The sequence below is a fragment of the Leptolyngbya sp. FACHB-1624 genome, from assembly GCF_047649235.1.
GTDB classification, from domain to species: domain Bacteria; phylum Cyanobacteriota; class Cyanobacteriia; order Leptolyngbyales; family Leptolyngbyaceae; genus Leptolyngbya; species Leptolyngbya boryana.
Genome location: NZ_CP180258.1, coordinates 449,695 through 469,072 on the forward strand (window position 1 = coordinate 449,695; position 19,378 = coordinate 469,072).

Annotated in this window: 22 protein-coding genes; 4 read left to right on the forward strand and 18 right to left on the reverse strand. The window is 46.9% G+C overall.

All coding sequences use genetic code 11. The annotated features are described in order from the left end of the window. Positions 1–35 precede the first annotated feature (35 nt). The 16 genes from ACMUEV_RS02035 to ACMUEV_RS02110 all read right to left on the reverse strand — a co-directional run bounded on the left by ACMUEV_RS02035 (position 36) and on the right by ACMUEV_RS02110 (position 11,581). Entirely contained in the window at positions 36–215 is a 180-nt protein-coding gene (locus tag ACMUEV_RS02035) for a hypothetical protein (protein WP_190649495.1), read from the reverse strand. Beyond that, entirely contained in the window at positions 216–587 is a 372-nt protein-coding gene (locus ACMUEV_RS02040) for a hypothetical protein (protein WP_017290962.1), read from the reverse strand. It abuts the gene before it with no gap. Beyond that, on the reverse strand, positions 584–859 hold the full coding sequence (locus tag ACMUEV_RS02045; protein WP_017290961.1) for a hypothetical protein: 276 nt from the start codon (positions 857–859) through the stop codon (positions 584–586). The genes ACMUEV_RS02040 and ACMUEV_RS02045 overlap by 4 nt, the downstream gene beginning before the upstream one ends. A 129-nt stretch (positions 860–988) precedes the next feature. Beyond that, positions 989–1,153 carry a hypothetical protein gene (locus ACMUEV_RS02050; RefSeq protein WP_242044309.1) on the reverse strand — a complete coding sequence of 55 codons (165 nt, stop codon included), beginning with the start codon at positions 1,151–1,153 and terminating at the stop codon, positions 989–991. A 20-nt stretch (positions 1,154–1,173) separates the two neighbouring features. Next, a complete protein-coding gene (locus ACMUEV_RS02055) occupies positions 1,174–1,335 on the reverse strand; it encodes a hypothetical protein (protein WP_190649492.1) in 162 nt (53 codons plus the stop codon). Between the two features lie 337 nt (positions 1,336–1,672). Continuing rightward, on the reverse strand, positions 1,673–2,806 hold the full coding sequence (locus tag ACMUEV_RS02060; protein ID WP_415354710.1) for an ISAs1 family transposase: 1,134 nt from the start codon (positions 2,804–2,806) through the stop codon (positions 1,673–1,675). An 80-nt stretch (positions 2,807–2,886) separates the two neighbouring features. Continuing rightward, complete coding sequence (locus tag ACMUEV_RS02065) at positions 2,887–3,711, reverse strand: hypothetical protein (protein WP_190648614.1); 825 nt, start codon at positions 3,709–3,711, stop codon at positions 2,887–2,889. Positions 3,712–3,935: 224 nt separating this feature from the next. Then, entirely contained in the window at positions 3,936–4,586 is a 651-nt protein-coding gene (locus tag ACMUEV_RS02070; protein WP_017290958.1) for a response regulator transcription factor, read from the reverse strand. Between the two features lie 435 nt (positions 4,587–5,021). Then, positions 5,022–5,435: a (2Fe-2S) ferredoxin domain-containing protein gene (locus tag ACMUEV_RS02075; RefSeq protein WP_190648609.1), complete on the reverse strand. Its 414-nt coding sequence runs from the start codon at positions 5,433–5,435 to the stop codon at positions 5,022–5,024. A gap of 31 nt (positions 5,436–5,466) precedes the next feature. Then, positions 5,467–7,575 carry a PhoD-like phosphatase gene (locus tag ACMUEV_RS02080; protein WP_190648606.1) on the reverse strand — a complete coding sequence of 703 codons (2,109 nt, stop codon included), beginning with the start codon at positions 7,573–7,575 and terminating at the stop codon, positions 5,467–5,469. Between the two features lie 18 nt (positions 7,576–7,593). Beyond that, entirely contained in the window at positions 7,594–9,027 is a 1,434-nt protein-coding gene (glpK, locus tag ACMUEV_RS02085) for a glycerol kinase GlpK (protein ID WP_190648603.1), read from the reverse strand. A 9-nt stretch (positions 9,028–9,036) separates the two neighbouring features. Then, positions 9,037–9,852 carry a DUF6671 family protein gene (locus ACMUEV_RS02090; protein WP_190648600.1) on the reverse strand — a complete coding sequence of 272 codons (816 nt, stop codon included), beginning with the start codon at positions 9,850–9,852 and terminating at the stop codon, positions 9,037–9,039. Positions 9,853–9,856: 4 nt separating this feature from the next. Then, the gene (locus ACMUEV_RS02095) at positions 9,857–10,351 is read right to left on the reverse strand and encodes an AAA family ATPase (protein WP_190648598.1); all 495 of its coding nucleotides are present in this window, start codon (positions 10,349–10,351) and stop codon (positions 9,857–9,859) included. A 67-nt stretch (positions 10,352–10,418) separates the two neighbouring features. After that, entirely contained in the window at positions 10,419–10,697 is a 279-nt protein-coding gene (locus tag ACMUEV_RS02100) for a GIY-YIG nuclease family protein (protein ID WP_190648595.1), read from the reverse strand. Continuing rightward, positions 10,690–10,983: a hypothetical protein gene (locus tag ACMUEV_RS02105; protein WP_415354729.1), complete on the reverse strand. Its 294-nt coding sequence runs from the start codon at positions 10,981–10,983 to the stop codon at positions 10,690–10,692. Before ACMUEV_RS02105 ends, ACMUEV_RS02100 begins: the two co-directional genes overlap by 8 nt. Before the next feature lie 40 nt (positions 10,984–11,023). Then, entirely contained in the window at positions 11,024–11,581 is a 558-nt protein-coding gene (locus ACMUEV_RS02110; RefSeq protein ID WP_190648590.1) for a hypothetical protein, read from the reverse strand. A 183-nt stretch (positions 11,582–11,764) separates the two neighbouring features. On the opposite strand from ACMUEV_RS02110, the gene ACMUEV_RS02115 reads away from it, so the two are divergent. From ACMUEV_RS02115 to ACMUEV_RS02125, 3 genes are all read left to right on the forward strand, one after another. Continuing rightward, positions 11,765–12,376, forward strand: coding sequence for a Uma2 family endonuclease (locus tag ACMUEV_RS02115; RefSeq protein WP_190648587.1), 612 nt, complete (start codon positions 11,765–11,767; stop codon positions 12,374–12,376). 362 nt (positions 12,377–12,738) lie between these two features. Further along, positions 12,739–13,842, forward strand: coding sequence for a circadian clock protein LdpA (ldpA, locus tag ACMUEV_RS02120; RefSeq protein WP_190648583.1), 1,104 nt, complete (start codon positions 12,739–12,741; stop codon positions 13,840–13,842). Between the two features lie 147 nt (positions 13,843–13,989). After that, the gene (locus tag ACMUEV_RS02125; RefSeq protein WP_199329306.1) at positions 13,990–15,753 is read left to right on the forward strand and encodes a R3H domain-containing nucleic acid-binding protein; all 1,764 of its coding nucleotides are present in this window, start codon (positions 13,990–13,992) and stop codon (positions 15,751–15,753) included. A 65-nt stretch (positions 15,754–15,818) separates the two neighbouring features. On the opposite strand, the gene acs is transcribed toward ACMUEV_RS02125, so the two are convergent. Continuing rightward, positions 15,819–17,786: an acetate--CoA ligase gene (gene acs / locus ACMUEV_RS02130; protein ID WP_017290948.1), complete on the reverse strand. Its 1,968-nt coding sequence runs from the start codon at positions 17,784–17,786 to the stop codon at positions 15,819–15,821. A gap of 152 nt (positions 17,787–17,938) precedes the next feature. On the opposite strand from acs, the gene ACMUEV_RS02135 reads away from it, so the two are divergent. Next, on the forward strand, positions 17,939–19,171 hold the full coding sequence (locus ACMUEV_RS02135; RefSeq protein ID WP_190648576.1) for a lipid-A-disaccharide synthase: 1,233 nt from the start codon (positions 17,939–17,941) through the stop codon (positions 19,169–19,171). Here ACMUEV_RS02135 and ACMUEV_RS02140 read toward each other — a convergent pair. Further along, positions 19,157–19,366: a hypothetical protein gene (locus ACMUEV_RS02140; RefSeq protein ID WP_017290946.1), complete on the reverse strand. Its 210-nt coding sequence runs from the start codon at positions 19,364–19,366 to the stop codon at positions 19,157–19,159. The two genes, ACMUEV_RS02135 and ACMUEV_RS02140, sit on opposite strands and share 15 nt — an antisense overlap. Positions 19,367–19,378 lie beyond the last annotated feature (12 nt).

Genomic DNA, 19,378 nt, shown 5'->3' on the forward strand with positions numbered 1-19,378 from the left:
GGTGCCGAAGGCATCGCTGATATATTTCCCATGCTTCAATAGAGCTTGAGCAATTCCTGGTTCGCGATCGCACGGACTTTCCGTTGAGCAGCCTGAATCAGGGTAAGAGCTTCAGTAAGTTGAACGGCGACAATATAGACTAGAAACGAAGTGAGAAGACTCTGTTCGCCGTTCCAACGATTGGTTAGACTGTGCCACAGCGGAGAGAATTTCAACTACGTCATGGCTTCAATCTTCACAATGCCGCCCTCAACTGCTTCAATTTGGAGCTTAGATCCATACAGTAGACTCATGCCTACAAGTGGTTCTGCTTCTGATGCTGCCACATCCACAACTTGATACTGTCCATGCCAAATGACAGAAGCACGATACATATCAAAAAGCACTTCACTACCATCGCCTAACGTTGCGAAATCACGAAATATCCAGGGCAATTCCAGTGATTCAATCAGAGATAATGGAAGCGACAAGAATCCAGTAAACCCTGTATCAATCACCGCCTGAATCATTTGCTGACGGGCTTTGGTATGACCTACGACTACTGGAATGATCGCTTCACAACTTTGATTCACGAAGCCTTGCATCATACCGACTTCTTCAGGCTCCGCGAACCAAACCGATAAACGGTACGATGTCCAATCCGAATCACCCAAGGTTGGGCATCGGGTACACGTTCATAAAGACGATCGGTAGCTTCGATCGTATTATCAGCAACTTCAAAGGCTCCAGTTTCAATGTCGATCGCTACGATTCTGCCGTAATTGCCTTCTTCAACTTGCGATCGTACCTGAGTCTCGTAAATCTCATTGCCAAGACGAGCATATTCTTCTTTAGGATAGCGGGGTTGTCGAACTGTCATCGTCTTGACCTCGTTTCAACTTAATCCTTGCATTTTAACTTACCCCCCGCTCCCGAAGCAGCAAAACTGGTTTATCGCCTTGGAGTCAAAAGTTAAACGCCTCTCCTACTGTTAATGATTTCTTGATCGTTATTTTGTCCCCATTCGGATGTGGTTCTGCGATCGCGCTTCGCGGGTGCCAAAGGCATCGCTGATGTATTTCCCAATGCTCCAATAGAGCTTGATCAACTCCTGGTTCGCGATCGCAAGGACTTTCCGTTGAGCAGCTTGAATCAGAGTAAGAACTTCAGGCAATTGAGGCTGCAAAGGATTTGCTATACATTCGATTCAGAATCGTGATGCTGAAGTTCACCCTCAAGAATAAACTCGTCTTGCTCCGAATTTGCAATCATGAAGCCTCGAATACCTTCCAGCATTGCGATAAACCACTTATGTTCATGCACTGCTTCAGTCTTTTTCAGCAATTGGATCTGCATTTCTAACTTTTCTCCATCGCCCCGGAAAGAATAAGCCGATCTTCAATTTCACTAATTTGATGATATTCTCCAACGCCTAATTCAGTACTGATTCTGCACATCTCTGAGGCTTGTTCACCCAACTTATATTTCCAAACTATCTGATAGCCGCTATCAAATTTACACTCAATGTATCTACTCATAGAGCTTCCGTAGCAATTGTGCTAAAGATACAAGTTTAGAGTAGTACAGAGAACAGAGCCATCCAATGGCGAACGTCACTGGCGACAGATAGCATTGAAACGAAGCCAGGGTTTGCCAATCCGTCCGGTCACACGCTAGGGCAAACGCATGAAAATTATTGAGACAGGATTTTGAGAAGATAACCATCATCCCATCCCGCCTTTTTTCGTTTCGCTGCAATGCCTGCCTTCGTCGTTTTGTCTTGTCCTAATAAGTTGAGCGCAATGTGACGCAACAGGGAAAAGTTTTGCGGTGCGTAATCCTTGCGGATACGGCAAGCATCTTCATCAAAAGCAACGTCTAACACCCAGTGCAAATGGTTTTCCACCGTCCAATGGGTGCGGATGGCAGCTAAGAGTTTCGCCGCGTCTGGGTCGAGACTACTGATGTAGTAGTGCGTTTCGCTGCTCGTTTGTCCCTCAATTTTGCGTTCGCGCTGAAGCATTACTACGGTCTTCAGTCCTTTCCACTGCGGCTTCTGCACCAAATAATCCAGTTCTGCGTCTGCCAACGTCCAGCACCGCCGAATCTCAATGCGTCCGTGTCCTTTGTCTATCGTTTGCACAAAGTCATGCGCGACATCTTGGAATTGCACGGCTTGAGCTTGCTCAAATAACCACTGCACATCTTCAAACAATCCACCCTGATTGCCTTTGAGAGCAAGCACATAGTCTGCACCGCGCTCAATGATTGTCGCAGCGATCTCTTTCTGTGTCCCCATCGCATCAATCGTGACGATACAGCCTTCGAGAGCTAGGACTTCTAGCAATTCTGGAATTGCTGTAATCTCATTCGACTTTGCATCGACTTTCTGTTGTCCTAACACCAAGCGATTCTCACTTGCCCAAGCACTCACCATATGAATCGCACCTTTGCCGTTGGCAGTATCATAAGAGTGGCGCACCTTCTTGCCATCAATGGCGATGACTTCGCCCTTACTCAAGGTGCTAATGGCACGAATCCAACCCAGAAAACATTGCTGCATCGCTTCTGGGTCAAGTCGAGCCAACACCCGCGCAAATGTATCATGCGACGGAATGCCGTTCGGCAACTTCAGAAAACTGCTCAACCACGATTGTTTCGATTGCCCATACAGTTCGATATCCACCCAACTCTCTGCCCCACAGATGACGGCACAAATCGTGATTGTGATGATGTCGATAAGTAAATGATCTTTGCCACGCTCATCGCGAGGGTCTGCCAAATCAGCAAAGTGCGTGAGAATCCGCGCATCCGTAGGTTGAGTCATGAGCAGTGTCTCTCAAGCGGGTTACACTGCTTTTAGCCTACGTCACTTTTTTCTTGCGTTTGCCCTAGGTCACACGCTGATTAGGCAGGTGTTGCACCCGCAATATGTATAGACTTAGACGTTATGCTACGACGTATTGTATTGAGTTCTAAAATCATGTGAGTTTCCAAGTCGCTAATATGCTTAAGCATATGCACCAACTCGCTCCCAGCCTCTAAGGAATCTTTCATAAGCTGTGCTCTAGAATCAGAAGCGGGCATCATACGAAAAGGTTGTGCCCCAGAGTGCGCAGCCTCCACATTCCTCCGACGATTAACAATCTTAAGGTGCTCAAATAGACATCCCTCAAATTCGAGGCACAATCCGTAACGGTGAGCGAGTGAACCAAGCATAGAAATTTTGTGCCGAGCTTTGCCAGCTCCTTTGCAATCACGACACTCGGCCGAAAGTAAAGCGCCTATTGACACGTCTTCGTAATATCTCTTTGATATTTGCGTACAGTAGAGGAGCTGCTTAATTGCTGCCTCACAAAATCGTGCCGTATAAAGAACTTGCTCGTTGTATAGACGAATATACTCAATTTCGGCCTCGGTATCGCTCATAGGCTCCGTACTTGTCGCGAAGGCATGTGTAGCATTAATTACGTGAGTGATAATCCCTGCAATAACAGAGGTACTGTAGCTATACGGATTCGTTAAAGATACCGGTAAAGCAGTTTCTTCTGCTAAAAGCAGCGAAACTTGTCCTTTCCTTAGTAGCCAGTTGTAGAGTTCAGTAGCTAGTGGATGAAAGTTAATCCCGATAGGTTGTTCACCATCCCATAGCAAAGACTCTCGTCGAAATTCCCAGTCAAAGTGATAGGCAATATCAGAGTTTGGGTGAGAATTATGATGCTGTGAAGACATTTGTACCACCGAAGAAATAATCAACAATTCTAATTCAGTGACAATAAGCTTTTCAACTCTGATTAAAAGTAGAACCTAAGATAAAGCGACCTAACGATTGTTTAGAATGACTCTTTCCGTCTAATCGCCCGTACTCGGACATTAGCCCGAACAGTAACGATAAAGCAAACAGCAAAAAGGGCGATCGACAAAACTTCGATCGCCCTTCGCTAAATTGGTCATACCTACGCCATGCTATTTTCGATCGCCCAACGTGCTAACTCAGTACGATTATGCAATCCGGTCTTACCGAGCATATTACTGACGTGACTCTCGATCGTTCTCTGGCTCACATTCAACTCTTCGGCAATCTCACGGTTCGCCATCCCGCGCGCCACAAACTGAACCACCCTTAACTCAGTCGGCGTTAATTCCACATCAAACGGAACTTGAATCTTCGGCGCATTCTCGCCGCCCTTCGCATCCTTATGCTGAATCAATCGCGACGCTTGCTTGAGAGAAGACTCCACCTGCGCCACAAGTTCCTCTGGCTCAAATGGCTTCACCATATACACATCTGCGCCAATATTCAGACCCTTCACCCGATCCTGGCTTTGACCCTTCGCGGACAAGAACAATACTGGAATCCAGCTTGTTTTGGGATCTTGACGAATATTGCTCACGAGTTGATAGCCGTCCATTTCCGGCATCATCACATCGCAAATGATCATATCTGGCACATCTTGTTCCAGGACTTCCAGCGCTTCCCGCCCATTTTCTGCGGTGACGACTTCATATCCCCGGAACTCCAGATAATCTTTAACCAACAGAATTAGGTTAGGGTCATCATCAATCAGCAGTAATCGTCTGTGATTCCCTGAACTGGTTTCCTTCATGCTGTGCTACTCGCTCTGCCTGAATCTAAATCAACGTTTACACAAATCAACTTCATGACTAAGCTTTTCCACGGAATCTGAGAATTCAGCTTCGCGCATCAGGCTCAAATGTACTTGTAATGTACTCGTGGTGTACTTACGTTCCTGGACTACCCATTCATGAGTTAAACTCACAAACTGGAAGAATCCAGATTTTTATCTATAGGTCACGTGCCATTATATCCGACTCGTCAAGAAGTTAAACTTTTTTCAGTTCGAGTTTCAAGATCCTCGAACACCGAGAATTTACCTATCCTCATCTATTAGCTTCAAACGTGTTTTTGTAATGTTTAAACAAAGACAAAAGTTACGAGGGAGTCATAGGTTTTGAGGATCGCAAAGCGTAAATTTACCTGGGGTTCATTGATTTCACTCGATTAGAGAATGATTTGCATTTTAGTTAGAAACAATATGATCGACTTCTTTTTCTAAATCGTTTTTCACGCTCGGAAGCGGATGCGTCAAAAATGCAAACTCCTCAACAATTTGATTGCCAATCAGATGTTCTTGAATAATCCGTTCAATCACTTCAGGAGTGGCAGAATGATACCAAACGCCATCCGGATACACGACGAGAATCGGACCGCGATCGCAGACTCTCAGACAGTTGGCTTTCGTGCGAAAGATACAGCCCGCATCCTGAGTAGGCTTGTCGAGCTTGAGTTCTTGGAGTCTTTTCTTGAGATAATTCCATGATTCAATGCTCGCAGCTTTGTCACAGCACAGCGGTTTTGTCTGGTCGGCACAAATAAAGACATGACGCTCAATGCGATCGAGTCCCAACGTCTGCACACAAGTTGAAAATGTCATACACAAGGCGATCTAGGGAGTTGTTTTCATTCTAGAGGGTGGAACGGGCAAAACGGCTTTTCACAATTTCCAACGGTCTCCAGGACGAAAACCAGTACAGGGTGTGAATCACTTCTAAACTAGAGTCGTCTCGGGTAAAGCTGACGAGCGCAAGATTATTCACACCGACAATTTCCCGTCCGTCTTGAATCCATTTCCAAGTCCAGAATTTGAACAAATTGAAATGGAATAAGCGCGATCTGACCGGAAAGCGATCGAGACTCAAGTCCGTATGTTCGGCTGCCCGTCTCGGAATCCATTCCAGTTCACACTTCCAATCGGGCGAATCGATCGGTTTGGAGCGCTCGATCATATGCGGAGGATGATCCCAACCGAACCATTTTCTCTTGGGTTCTGGAAGCAACCAGTGTTTTAACCGCGTGTGAATGATGCGCGTAATCAGTTCCTCATTTTTCATCGCACTGCTGGTCAGTTGCATCAGCACACCCGGCGCAGAATCCGCCCTTTGATAAGACAGGCGGATCGTTGAACTGTAATGAATATCACCAGAGAGCACCACGATCGAGTCTCTCAGCTTAAACAAATGGGTGAGCAATTGAGCCAGGGCATCGGTATTGACGTTCCAGGCATCTCCGACATCAGTTGAAAACACTTTCTTTTTCCGCAGTTGCCAATGATGAATCCAATCGATCACTTGTAAGCCAAAAAGATTAGTTGGCGCAACGAGAAAGGTTGTCAGGTGCTTGGAGTCTTGGAGCAGCGAGAGTTGCTGAACTAAGGCTGCCGGAGCAATCAACCGGGGCGGCGCGATTTTCTGAGAGACTTGCTCGTGATCTAAGGGATAGCCTCGCCAAGTTCGAGTATCGAGAACCAGGATTTCATGACATTGACTGCGAATGACGAAATGCCAGGTGAGCGCATCCGGATGTCGATCGAGAATGTTGACATCTCCGTCTTGAATAAATTTCGGCAATCCGGTTTTCGGATCTTGAGGCGGCATCCCGACGAGTTTGGCAATTTCTTGCAGCGCAGCGCGATCGCTGCCTTGAGAAGCCGACCATGTTTGCGCCGCATCGAGAAGCCTTGCACCAGATTGCTCCACTTCAAACCGTTCTGGCGTATTTCCCCAGCCTTGAAAGACTGCATAGGCGAGGAGCGCATTCTGCACCACTCTGCGACCCAGAGATCGACCCAGAACTCTCAAACACCAGGCTTGATTTAAATTCCAGTCGTCTGTGACATCATGATCGTCAAAAATCATGTAAGTCGGAATGTTTGCGAGGGCGCGGCGAACTTGCCAGAGCGTATGCACGAACCGCTCTAGATGAGGTTCTGTAGGCTTGAGGATTGCCCAGCCAATCTGTGACCAACTGAGTAAATACGTTGCATAGTATTCGCCCAAACTGAACAGGTGATTTTCAACTTTTTGACGTTTATCTCCGAGTCCGCCTGTAAATCCTGCTTGACGAGTCGCAATCTCTCCGCGTTCTTGAGGCTTCAGTTCTGAGGCAGTCATGAAGGTGGATTTGAGCGGCAATTTTTCTTGCCATCCTAATAGACTGTCACCGAGTAACGTTGCCGTTTCTAAAAGTCGCGCAGAAACATCGTCTCCATAGATCTGATCGCCCGTTAAAAATAACTGATGAGGACGATCGCGAATTTCTGCCGCAGTGGTTTCCAACAAGCTGTCTAAAATCGGCAGCGCATCAATTCCATGTCCGTGTGGTTTTCGGCAAGAGCCATGCACTAGCTTGAGATCTTCAATCTGGGTCGGTGGAAGTAAAAAGGTTGGTTTTCCATGATCGAAGTAGCTGAGATTGATATTGGGAAAGCGATCGCTGGTTAGTCCTTCTTGCAGTGAACATTCACCTTGCCCAAATTTGAAGCATAAATCATAGGCATAAAGTTGATCGGGCTGAAGCGTGGTTTGGGCTGTAACAGCCACAACATGCAAAGATTCACCGAGGGCAACTGTGGCGCGCTTGCCCGTGAATAGGCACTTGTCGATTGCTTGAGTATGATAAATCCTGAGTTCAACCGTGCAAGCTTTTTGTAGTGCAATCCAAACCGTCACAACTTCAGAAGTGGTGTGACGCAAGATTGGGCCTGCTAAAACTAGGGGCAATTCAGGATAAAGCATGTCTAAATTCTTGAGCAATCACTCCCAAAGTTTGACGCGATCGACGGCTTTCTGCCAAGTTTTGAACTCAGCTTGAATGCGGTCTGATCCACTCGGCTCGAACACTCTATCAATGATCCGCCTATCGACGAGTTGATCATAACTTTCCCAAATTCCGGCACTGAGTCCTGCTGCAAAAGCCGCCCCTTGAACGGTTGTATCTCGAATCGCGGGTCGCTCGATCGCAATTCCTAAAACGTCAGTTTGGAACTGCATCAAGAAATCATTTTCACAAGCGCCCCCATCAACGGCAAGTTTCTGAATCGGAGTTGGACTGTATTTTTCAATTTCATCAATGACTTCTTTGACTTGAAACGCGATCGCTTCTAAAACCGAGCGCACCAAATGTTCACGATTTGCCCCTCTTGTGATGCCAAGAAATGCCCCACGCGCGCTCATATCCCAATGAGGTGTTCCAAGTCCACTAAGTGCGGGGACAAAGTAAACGCCCCCATTATCAGGAACACTTGCCGCGATCGCTGCTGTCTCCTGTGCCGTTGAAATCATTTTCAACTCATCTCGGAGCCATTGAACACAGGCTCCGCTGGTAAACATGCTGCCTTCGATCGCGTATCCAACTTGATCGGAGTCTGTCCAAGCGATCGTTGAGATGAGTTGTTGATCAGTTCTCACGATTTCGGAACCTGTGTGAGCAACCAGAAAGGTTCCTGTCCCATAGGTGCATTTCATTAATCCAGGTCGATCGCAGCCTTGCCCAAACAATGCAGCTTGTTGGTCACCTAAGATCGCAGTAATCGGAATTCCAGCATAGTCTCCAAAGTGACTCAGGCTTGGCTGAATTGAGGGCAGAATGTGCAGCGGAATTCCAAAGAGATCGAGTAATGTCTGATCCCATTGACCCGTTTTTAAGTTCATCAGTAAAGTGCGACTGGCATTGCTGTGATCCGTTGCATGAACTTTGCCACCTGTGAGATTCCATAAAATCCAACTATCGATCGTGCCTGCTAAAACATTGTTTAGATCAACGCCTTTAACTTGATCGAGTAACCATCGAAGCTTTGTCGCAGAGAAGTATGCGTCGAGTACTAATCCAGTGCGATCGTAAATTTCTCCTTCTAAACCGCGATCGCGCAATTCATTACAAAACGGTGCGGTTCGTCGATCTTGCCAAACAATGGCACGGTGAAGAGGCTTGCCTGTAGTTTTGTCCCAGAGTAAACAGGTTTCACGCTGAACCGTTAAGCCAATCGCTTTGATTTGATCATTGCCGACGGATTCAATCAGCGATCGTGTCGCATTCCAAATCTCTTCAGCATCATGTTCGACCCATCCTGGCTGCGGATAGTATTGGGTTAATTCTTGATAAGCCTGTCCTGCAATGTTGCCTGCTTGATCAAAGAGAAACGCTCGATTTCCAGTTGTGCCTAAATCGAGTGCCAGAATGTACGACATACCTGAGTACTATGGATTACAAAATGCACAATACATTGGATCTGCAACTTGTGACTCAGTTGGCAACAGTTGTTCAAATCCGCAAGTCTGACATCGATAAATTTCCGCCAAAATCAAATCAGTCGGTGCATTACACCAGCCACAGGGTAATCCTCGTTTGATGTCCGAGACTGAGAATCCCGGTTTCGAGCAGTTAGGACAACTCGATTTCAGTTTTTTGACGAGATCCTGCGTAGCTTGTGCGATCGCGTTCATTCGCGTTGGATTATTCATAGCTCGCATATCTGTCTCGATATGCACTGGCTTCGATGCAGCATTGATCAATTGTTCAAGCTGCTGAAAATCGCAAATGCCTTTGGTGATTTGATCTTGATCAATCACAACGAGCTTATGCTCTGGAAATCCAACTTTGATGGCAAATTCGCGAGCCTGCTCAAAGCTAGACACGCTGCGATGAGCAAAATTTGTTTCAAGTGAGATCACTTCACCAATGATTTCTAAATCGTGAACCGTATCGATTAAGAGCACAATTTCGCGATCGCTAGGCAGCATGGGCATGGCGGGATGCGGTGCGAAGCTACCTTCTGAGGCGATCGCGAAATCGAGTCCGGTTTGCTCGATCGCAGACAACGCTTTTCTGCGTGCAGCTTCGATCTGATCACCAGTTCGAGCAATTTCTCTGGTAAATGTTCCAAACTGATCGGTGTTGAAATCAGGTGGAACGATGATTTTGAGATCGAATTCGGATTCTAAGATGGGCGCGATCGCGTGTTCTTTTCGGTGCATTGTGGCAAGGACAGCCGTTCGACCTTTGAATAAATCCATAGGCTTAAATCATTTCATATCTCATGATGTTAAAGCCTTCTGCTTCCGTCGGAGGTTGAAAATAAGAAGTGATGTGGTCGAATTCTGCTTCAGACATGATGGCTGAACCTTCTGGTAAATCAGCATTGCGTTTCTGTAATTGCACCTTACACAAGGGGTCAGATGCAACAATGTAATGAAGAGCATGATTAACTTGAGCCGCTTCAAAGATTGAACGAAACCATTGCCGTTGAGAAGGAACATTCCCTGGAAAATCCAGAACAACAGGAATCCCCTGCGCTAGAATGCTCTGAACATGCTGTGAAACAACAGGTTTTAAGCGAGCCGAGTATTTCAAATAATCCTCAAAAGTTTGAATCTCTTCTGGATACAACTTTGACAACCAGAGGTCTTCACTGATGAGAATAGCTTGATGTTCTGATGCTAGCTTCCTCGATAAGGTTGTTTTGCCTGATGCCATTTTTCCACAGAAGAAATGCAAAGTTGGATCTGTTGTCATAGCTCCGTTGAATCATAAGTTTCAGTTACTTTCACGGATTGTAAAAGCTCTGGTTCTCAGTCATATTTTATGGCTCACGACCTAACAATCCAGACGGATCTTTTTGGTTCAATTCTGGTTGGAAGGAACGATAGGCAAAGGCTTCTGCCCGATTTAAGTTAGAGGGTGAAATTTCTACCCAGTCAATTGTCCAGTCTGTCCCATACTTACAGACAATCTTGGCAAGAATATGATGATTTTGCCAGCGTTTCTTTAGATTAACGGTTTGACCAACATATATTACTCTCCCCTGATACCATACTCGATAGATTGCACTGATAGAAGGAAGTTGAGCCAGGTCAATCATCGTTTTCAGCTGCCTTATCCATTTCAACACGCTCTGGATGAAACGTTAACGTTCCCAGTTTAGATTTAACAGATGAACGTTCTGTTTCTGCAAGAGACTCAACATCAGAAACACGAATTCCTATCCAGTCTCCGTGAGCCCGTAAATTTTTGAGAACGTATTCCCAAGTTTTGCGCTGGCGGAAATCTCGATCGCGACACAGCGTAGGATACTTTTGCTTCAGTTCTGCGGTCGTTGATGCTCCAGAAAGGGCGTAACATTCCTCCTTGATGGCAATCAACTTCATTGCCTTGATGCCAGTTTTTTTCTGATTTCGAGACGGACGCTTAGCCATTAAAAAGCTCCTTCTGAAGTTTATCGAGCTTATCTTTGGAATTTGCGCTATAGATCGCTTCAATCTGGCGACGAATCTCTGGATCTATAGTTCGGGTTACTTTCAAAATCATCTCTCGTTGGCGGCGATAACGATCATTCCAGGATTTGTACATCAGCTGGGATCTTTTGAGAGTTTTGGTGGCTTCGTAGATAGCTTGCAAATCGATACCTGCATTCAATCCTAGAAACTCACGCATTACTCTTGTAAATTTGGCAAAAGGAGTGCTCGCGTTACCTTGGATTAAGGCTGTATTTTCAACTCGCAATGCGTCAATGATGACATCGGCAGCTCCTTGAGTCAGTGCTTTATTTTCAGCAGGGGTAACATTTCCATACTTCCTTCTTTGCTCGTCTAACAAAAAGTCATAGTTCGTTGCGTTATGTCGCAAGTAGTTGAAGACCTGACGAGAATTGTAGCCGTCAGGAACTTGAGCTAGTAACTCAGGTTTGATGAGTTTGACAGAATCTCTTAGTTCTTTTAATTTCTGGGCAGCAATAGACTGATTCATGAGTGCTGTCTCGCGACACTATTCTTTTTTGGGGAAATTGCGTACATGGCTTGTCAAGATCTTAACCTGGAATACTCAGAACTGAAGATGCAAAAAAATTGTGTCAAGCAGTTGTAATTATGAGGATGTGATCGCGAGAAGGTTCCTATAATTGAGTCAAGACTTTTCTGGATGGAGCGGCTCATGCCTAGCCTAGTGGTCAAATCGGAACAGATGCCATTACCGATCGATCTTTCTTCGCTCACATCGATGCCAAAGCTGAGTGATCAGCAGTTCTATAATTTTTGCCGAACCAATCCAAACCTAAGGATTGAGCGCAATGCGAATGGAGAGATTATTGTAATGCCGCCAGCTTTTTCCGATACAGGAAACCGCAACGGTAGAGTTTTTGGGCAGCTTTTTGTTTGGTCTGAAGCAGATGGAACTGGTGAAGCCTTTGATTCTAGTGCTGGCTTTACTTTACCGAATGGCGCAGTGCGATCGCCTGATGCATCCTGGATTTTGTCTGAACGTTGGAATACTTTACTTCCAGAAAAACAGGCATCTTTTGCAGAGATTGTGCCTGACTTTGTTGTGGAATTGAGATCGAGCAGCGATACGTTGGTGAGTCTGCAAGAAAAGCTAGAAGAATATATCGCCAATGGGGTGCGGTTAGGGTTGTTAATCGATCGGAAGAATCGTCAAGTTCATGTTTATCGATCGAATCAAGAACCCGAAATTTTAGATCATCCCGATTCTGTTAGCTGTGAACCCGAAATGCCAGGATTTGCGCTGAAGATGGCAAAGATTTGGTAATCCAGATGAACTTGGCGCTGTTTGATGCGATCGAGTGATTAGTTGACCACTTAGATGATGGTCAAGCCTTCAAAACGACAACTGTTCACCTTTCCTTTGCGGCAAATCGGTTGGGTTTCGCCTGCTTGTAATCAAATTCATATTCAGGCAGAAGCTCGTCTTCAGAATTTTGTGAATGGTCAGAGGGTGTTTTGCTCATACTTCTCAAGCTCTTAGCGGGGTACGAGTCGGACACTGAATAACTACGAATGCTATCAAATTGTTCAGTAAAAACAATTCAGTTGATTCCTTCGTTTCAAATTCAGCGATCGCCCAAAATTAATCGTCAAAAATCGCTCTAGGCGGATTAGCATAGAGGAGTGATGGATTTTAACTTGCCTCAACGATCGCTAAATCAAGGGCACTGGTTCAAACTTATCTGTGGAGCCAGTTTCCAACATCTGCCCGCCATTCGCACCTTGTCATTGGTCTATGCGCTTGCGGGGGCAGATTGTGTTGATGTCGCTGCCGACCCAGCCATTGTTTCAACAGCAAGAGAAGCATTTGCGATCGCTGATCAACTCGCACCAGAAGCCATCCAGCGCGGATTCACCCCCTCAAATCCCTGGCTCATGGTCAGCCTTAACGATGGCGAAGATCCGCATTTTCGCAAAGCAGAATTTAACCCAGAACTTTGTCCGCCAGACTGTTCAAGACCTTGTGAATTGATTTGTCCAGCCGATGCGATCGATCAGACAGGCGTAATCGACGATCGCTGTTATGGCTGTGGGCGATGCGTGCCCATTTGTCCCATCAACCAGATTGTGACTCGATCGTATGTCTATACTCCCGAAGTGATCGCGCCAATGTTGTTGCAATCGGGCATCGATGCGATCGAAATCCATACTCAGGTTGGTCGATACGATGACTTTAAACGAGTGTGGAACGCCATCCAACCAGGACTCGATCGCTTGAAACTCATCGCGATTAGCTGTCCAGAAGGCGAAGACTTAATTGATTACCTCTGGGCACTCTACGAATTAATTCATCCCCTACCCTGTGCCTTAATCTGGCAAACCGATGGTCGTCCAATGAGTGGGGATATTGGCGATGGCGCAACCCGCGCCTGTGTGAAATTGGGTGAAAAAATTCTCGCTACAGACATACCCGGATATATTCAGCTCGCAGGAGGAACAAATCGGCACACTGTACCAAAGTTAGAAGCATCAGGGATGTTGCACAATAGAGATAGTACACCCGCTTCAAGGTGGGTTTCTGGAATCGCATATGGCAGCTATGCCCGCAGTTTACTTTCACCCGTTCTTACTCAACTAGAAGCAAAGGAGATGATGCCCCTGAGCGATTGCTCGAACCTTTCCCCAGGCGCGATAGAAACCGTTCCTGATTTACTCTGGCAAGCTGTTGAACTTGCATCCGAACTTGTCCACCAAATCAAATCCCCAAATCGAGTTCTGCAAGTGATTTAGCATACACAGAGATAGATCAAGATCCCGTACTCTAAACACCAGATAGGTCTTTTTTCCTATCGTTTTCTCCCATTCTTAGAACACATGGTAGAACAAAGTTTCGTCCCTTTCGAGTCCAATGCCAGTCAGTCTTCTGACCCCGTGACCATGACCGCTTCAGAACATAATCGGATGCAAACAACTGACGACTTAACCAAGCTTTTAGACATTCTGCCGACTCACTTGCGCGATCGTTTAATCGAACATCCTGAACTCGATCGCTTAGTAGAAGTGGTGATGGATTTAGGACGATTCCCCGAAGCCCGTTTTCCAGGTAAAGCGGAATACCTCTCAGATACACCGATTACCAAAGAAGACCTTGCAGAAAGTACGCAAAAAGTCGGTGATTTTGGTGGGGACAACCGGGCAGGAATCGAGAAAACCTTGCACCGAATTAGCGCAATTCGCAATCGGCGCGGTGAAGTGATTGGCTTGACTTGCCGAGTTGGACGAGCCATCTTTGGCACGATCGGGATGATTCGCGATTTAGTCGAAAGTGGTCGATCGATTCTCATGTTGGGTCGTCCTGGGGTGGGTAAAACGACAGCACTGCGAGAAATTGCACGAGTGCTAGCCGATGAACTCGATAAGCGTGTCGTGATCATCGATACGTCGAATGAGATTGCGGGCGACGGAGATGTGCCGCATCCTGCAATTGGTCGAGCAAGACGGATGCAAGTTGCACGCCCTGAATTGCAGCACCAAGTCATGATCGAAGCAGTGGAAAACCACATGCCAGAAGTGATTGTGATCGATGAGATTGGAACTGAGCTAGAAGCTTTAGCTGCTCGAACGATCGCGGAACGCGGTGTGCAATTAGTCGGCACAGCACACGGAAACAAGCTGGAAAACTTGATCAAAAACCCGACGCTTTCGGATCTCGTCGGTGGGATTCAATCCGTAACTTTAGGGGATGAAGAAGCGCGCAGACGAGGTTCGCAAAAGAGTGTTCTAGAACGCAAAGCACCGCCGACATTTGATATTGCAGTCGAAATGGCTGAGCGGCAAAAGTGGGTTGTGCATGAAGAAGTTTCAGACACGATCGATTTGTTACTCCGAGGCAGACAGCCTAGTCCTCAGACTCGTGCAACCGATGATGAAGGCAACATCACCATCACGCATGAGGCTCCGCAACCAGAGCCGGGAAAGACCCGCTTAAAAGCGCTTCCTGATAGTGGTGGCTATTCTGACTCAATGCAGGCGCGCGGTTGGCGATCGACAGGTCGGATGAAAGCAGTTGCCAGTTCGACGAATGTTCGCACCTTAACGCCCGAACAGCAATCGTTTGAACGGATGCTAGATGAATCGTTAGGACGCACTTTTGATTCGATGGAATCGGAATCTTTTCCGGGTCCGAATGGAGAAGAATTGCCCCTGCATGTTTATCCGTATGGCGTGAGTCGGCAACAGCTCGATCAAGTGATTCGGACGTTGAATTTGCCGATTCATTTGACGAAGGATATGGAGGGAGCAGATGCGGTTTTAGCCCTGCGATCGCATGTGAAAAACCATGCAAAACTGCGTCACTTGGCGAAGACTCGTCAGATTCCAATTCATACTGTCAAGTCGAACAATGTGCCTCAAATTGCGATCGCGCTGAGACGATTGTTGAACATGGAGGAGCCAGGTTTGCCGAGCGAAGCAGAATTGAGTCTGATTGTGCGCGGGGACAATGAGGACGAGATGGAAGCTTTAGAAGAAGCGCGGCTAGCAGTCGAGCAGATTGTGATTCCGAAAGGGCAGCCTGTCGAGCTACTTCCACGATCGTCTACGGTGCGGAAGATGCAGCATGAGTTGGTCGAGCATTATCGCTTGACTTCTAGAAGTTTTGGCGAGGAGCCAAATCGCAGGTTGCGGATTTATCCTGCATAGACTGTTTGATTGACGAAACGATCCGAACTCTGAGGAGTGAAAAGCTCAGAGTTCGGATCGTTTTACTATGCACCTTCTCGAAGTTTCTCCAACACACTGCGATCTTCTAGCGTCGAAGTATCGCCTGAAATCTCAACGCCTGCCGCGAGATCTCGGAGCAATCGGCGCATGATTTTGCCCGATCGTGTTTTCGGCAAGGCATCTGCAAAGCGGATTTCACCGGGACGAGCGATCGCACCAATCTCACCGACAACATGCTTCTTCAACTCTTTCGCCAAGTCTTCGCTCGGTTGATAGGTTCCTTCTAGCGTCACAAAGGCGACAATGTCTTGTCCTTTAATTTCATCAGGCTTGCCGACGACTGCGGCTTCTGCAACAGCAGGGTGAGAAACCAATGCAGATTCGACTTCCATTGTGCCTAAACGATGTCCGGCAACGTTGATCACATCATCGACGCGACCCATGACCCAGAAATAGCCATCTTCATCTCGACGTGCGCCATCTCCAGCAAAGTAAATGTACTGGCCGTCTTGAGGTGGAATGTGTTCCCAGTAGGTTTTGCGGAAGCGATCGGGATCTTTATAAACCGTCCGCATCATGCCCGGCCAAGGATAACGGACGGCAAGATAGCCTCCTTCATTGACTCCAGCAGAATTGCCATCCAGATCGACGATATCTGCCAAAATTCCAGGGAAAGGCAAGGTGGCTGATCCGGGCTTGGTTGGAATTGCACCCGGTAGAGCCGTAATCATAATGCCGCCCGTTTCGGTTTGCCACCAGGTATCCACGATCGGGCATTTTTCCTTACCAATAATCGTGTGATACCACATCCACGCTTCAGGATTGATCGGTTCTCCAACTGTTCCCAGTAAGCGCAGAGAAGAGAGGTCGCGCGAGTTGGGATGATCATCGCCCATTTTGATAAAGGCACGAATTGCAGTCGGAGCGGTATAAAAAATAGAAACTTTATGCTTCTCGATCACATCCCAGAAGCAGCCCGGATTGGAGGCACGCGGCGCACCTTCATACATTACAGTCGTCGCACCGTTGGACAGAGGCCCATAAACAACATAGCTATGTCCTGTAATCCAACCTACGTCAGCCGTACACCAGTAGACATCATTCTCTTGCAGATCAAAGATCCACTGAGCCGTCATGTGAGCGTAGAGGTTATAACCGCCAGTAGTGTGAACCACGCCTTTCGGCTTACCTGTACTGCCAGAGGTGTAGAGAATGAACAGCATATCTTCACTGTCCATCGGTTCAGCCGGACAATCAGCGGAAGCATCTTGAATCAAATCGTGCCACCAGAGATCGCGATCGCTCATTGCAATATCTTGAGCGGTTCGCTTGACGACGACGACTTTCTCAACTGAAGTCGTGCCTTCTGCCAACGCTTTATCGACTTGGGGTTTGAGTGGCACGATCGCATCTTTGCGCCATCCGCCGTCAGCAGTGACAACGACTTTGACTTCGGCATCGACTAAGCGATCGCGTAAAGCTTCTGCACTAAATCCTCCAAATACAACCGAGTGAGGCGCGCCGATGCGGGCACAAGCGAGCATCGCGATCGCGGCTTCGGGAACCATCGGCATGTAGATGCCAACCCCATCGCCTTTTTTCACGCCTAAACTTTTTAGAACATTGGCAAATTTACAAACTTCTTGATGGAGTTCTGCATAGGTTAACGTTTTAGAATCGCCCGGTTCTCCTTCCCAAACAATTGCGGGTTTGTTGCGGCGATCGCTGTCTAAATGACGATCGAGGCAATTGTAAGAGAGGTTAATTTTTCCATTGACAAACCACTTGGCAAAAGGTGGATTGCTCCAGTCGAGTACAGTGTCCCACTTTTGGAACCAGTGCAGTTCTTGTTCTGCCAATTCTGACCAAAATTTTAGAGGGTCAGCTTTAGCGCGATCGTAGAGCGATTTATACTCTTCCAAACTCTTGATACGAGCTTGCGCGGAAAACTCCGCAGTCGGGGGAAAGAGGCGTTCTTCTTGTAGGATAGATTCGATCGTCGGTTGTGACATCGCAGTATTTCAAAGTAGCTGAGACAGATTGAGAGATTGATCCCTCATACAAAACGATACTGGCTTCTCGCAATGGATCGGTAAATTTGTGAATTTATTAAACTCTTTTTAGATTTTCTACGTCGATTTAATGGTGTTCTTCTAATTTTGCTATGGCTGTCGATATTTTGATTTTGTCGAATGCACCCGGAGAGTTGGCAACTTGGGTAAAGCCAGTTGTGCGAGAATTACGCGCTCAGCTTGGCGATGCACCGAGAATTTCTGTGATGCTCTCGCCTTGCCCGAATGCAAGTGGACAAGAGGCAGAGATCGCGCTGAGTTATCCGGAGGTCGATCGCGTTCAAGCCGCAGAACATTTTTTCTCGTTTCTCTTGTGGGGCAAGACGGCAGACGATTGGGATTGGCACGATCGAGGAGTTGTGATTTTTCTCGGTGGCGATCAGTTTTTCCCCGTTGTGATTGGCAAACGATTGGGATATCGAACAGTCATTTATGCGGAATGGGAAGCGCGTTGGCATCGCTGGATCGATCGCTTTGGTGTGATGAAATCGGAGATTCGCGATCGCGCTCCGGCTCAGTTCGCGCACAAAATCACGGTTGTCGGAGATTTGATGGCAGAAGTTCAAACCCAACAGGTTGCCAGTGCAACTGAGGAATTGATTGGCATATTACCAGGCTCAAAACCTGCAAAATTGATGCAAGGTGTGCCGTTGATGATCGCGATCGCAGATCAGATCAAACTCCATCGTCCTCAGACTCGATTTGTCATTCCCGTTGCACCGACTTTAGATCTACCGGATTTAGCCAAGTATGCTGATCCAAAACAGAATTCGCTTGTGCCCTTGCTAGGGAATGTTTCAGCTCAGTTAGTGGGAGATCGCTTAGAAACACCAAATGGTTTGTCAGTCGAGCTTTGGCAATCCAAAACTGAGCGAGTTCCGATGTATGAAGTACTCTCACAATGTTGCTTCTGTTTGACAACCGTGGGTGCAAATACTGCTGAACTCGGTTCTTTAGGGATTCCGATGGTGGTTATCGTTCCGACTCAGCAAATGGATGCAATGCGGGCTTGGGATGGCATTCCAGGATTGCTTGCCAATCTTCCTGGAGTGGGGGGATGGTTTGCGAAACAGATTAACTCCGCGATGTTAAAGCGGTTAGGATTACTCGCTTGGCCGAACATCTGGGCAAAAGAAATGATTGTTCCAGAGTTAGTCGGTGAGCTAGACCCCAAAGAAGTTGCTCAGTTTATGATTGATTATCTGGATCATCCAGAAAAATTAGCAGCAATGCGCGATCGCTTACGTCAAGTGCGCGGAGAACCTGGAGCCGCAAAGAAATTAGTTGCGATCGTGGCAGAGGAACTCAACCTAATTTCCGGGTAAAAGGCTCCACAGCGATCGCACAATTTGCTCGACTTCAGCAAGAATTTTGTCGGAGCCGATTCCAAAAAATTGTAGAGCAAACACGATCGCAGCAATCAAAAGTGCAGTTTTTAGCGTTGCTTTGAGAACCCGTACTAGCCAGAGAAAGACTAAAACGGTGATGACGATTGAGCCGATTAGCAGAAAGAGATTCATGATGCTGAGCGG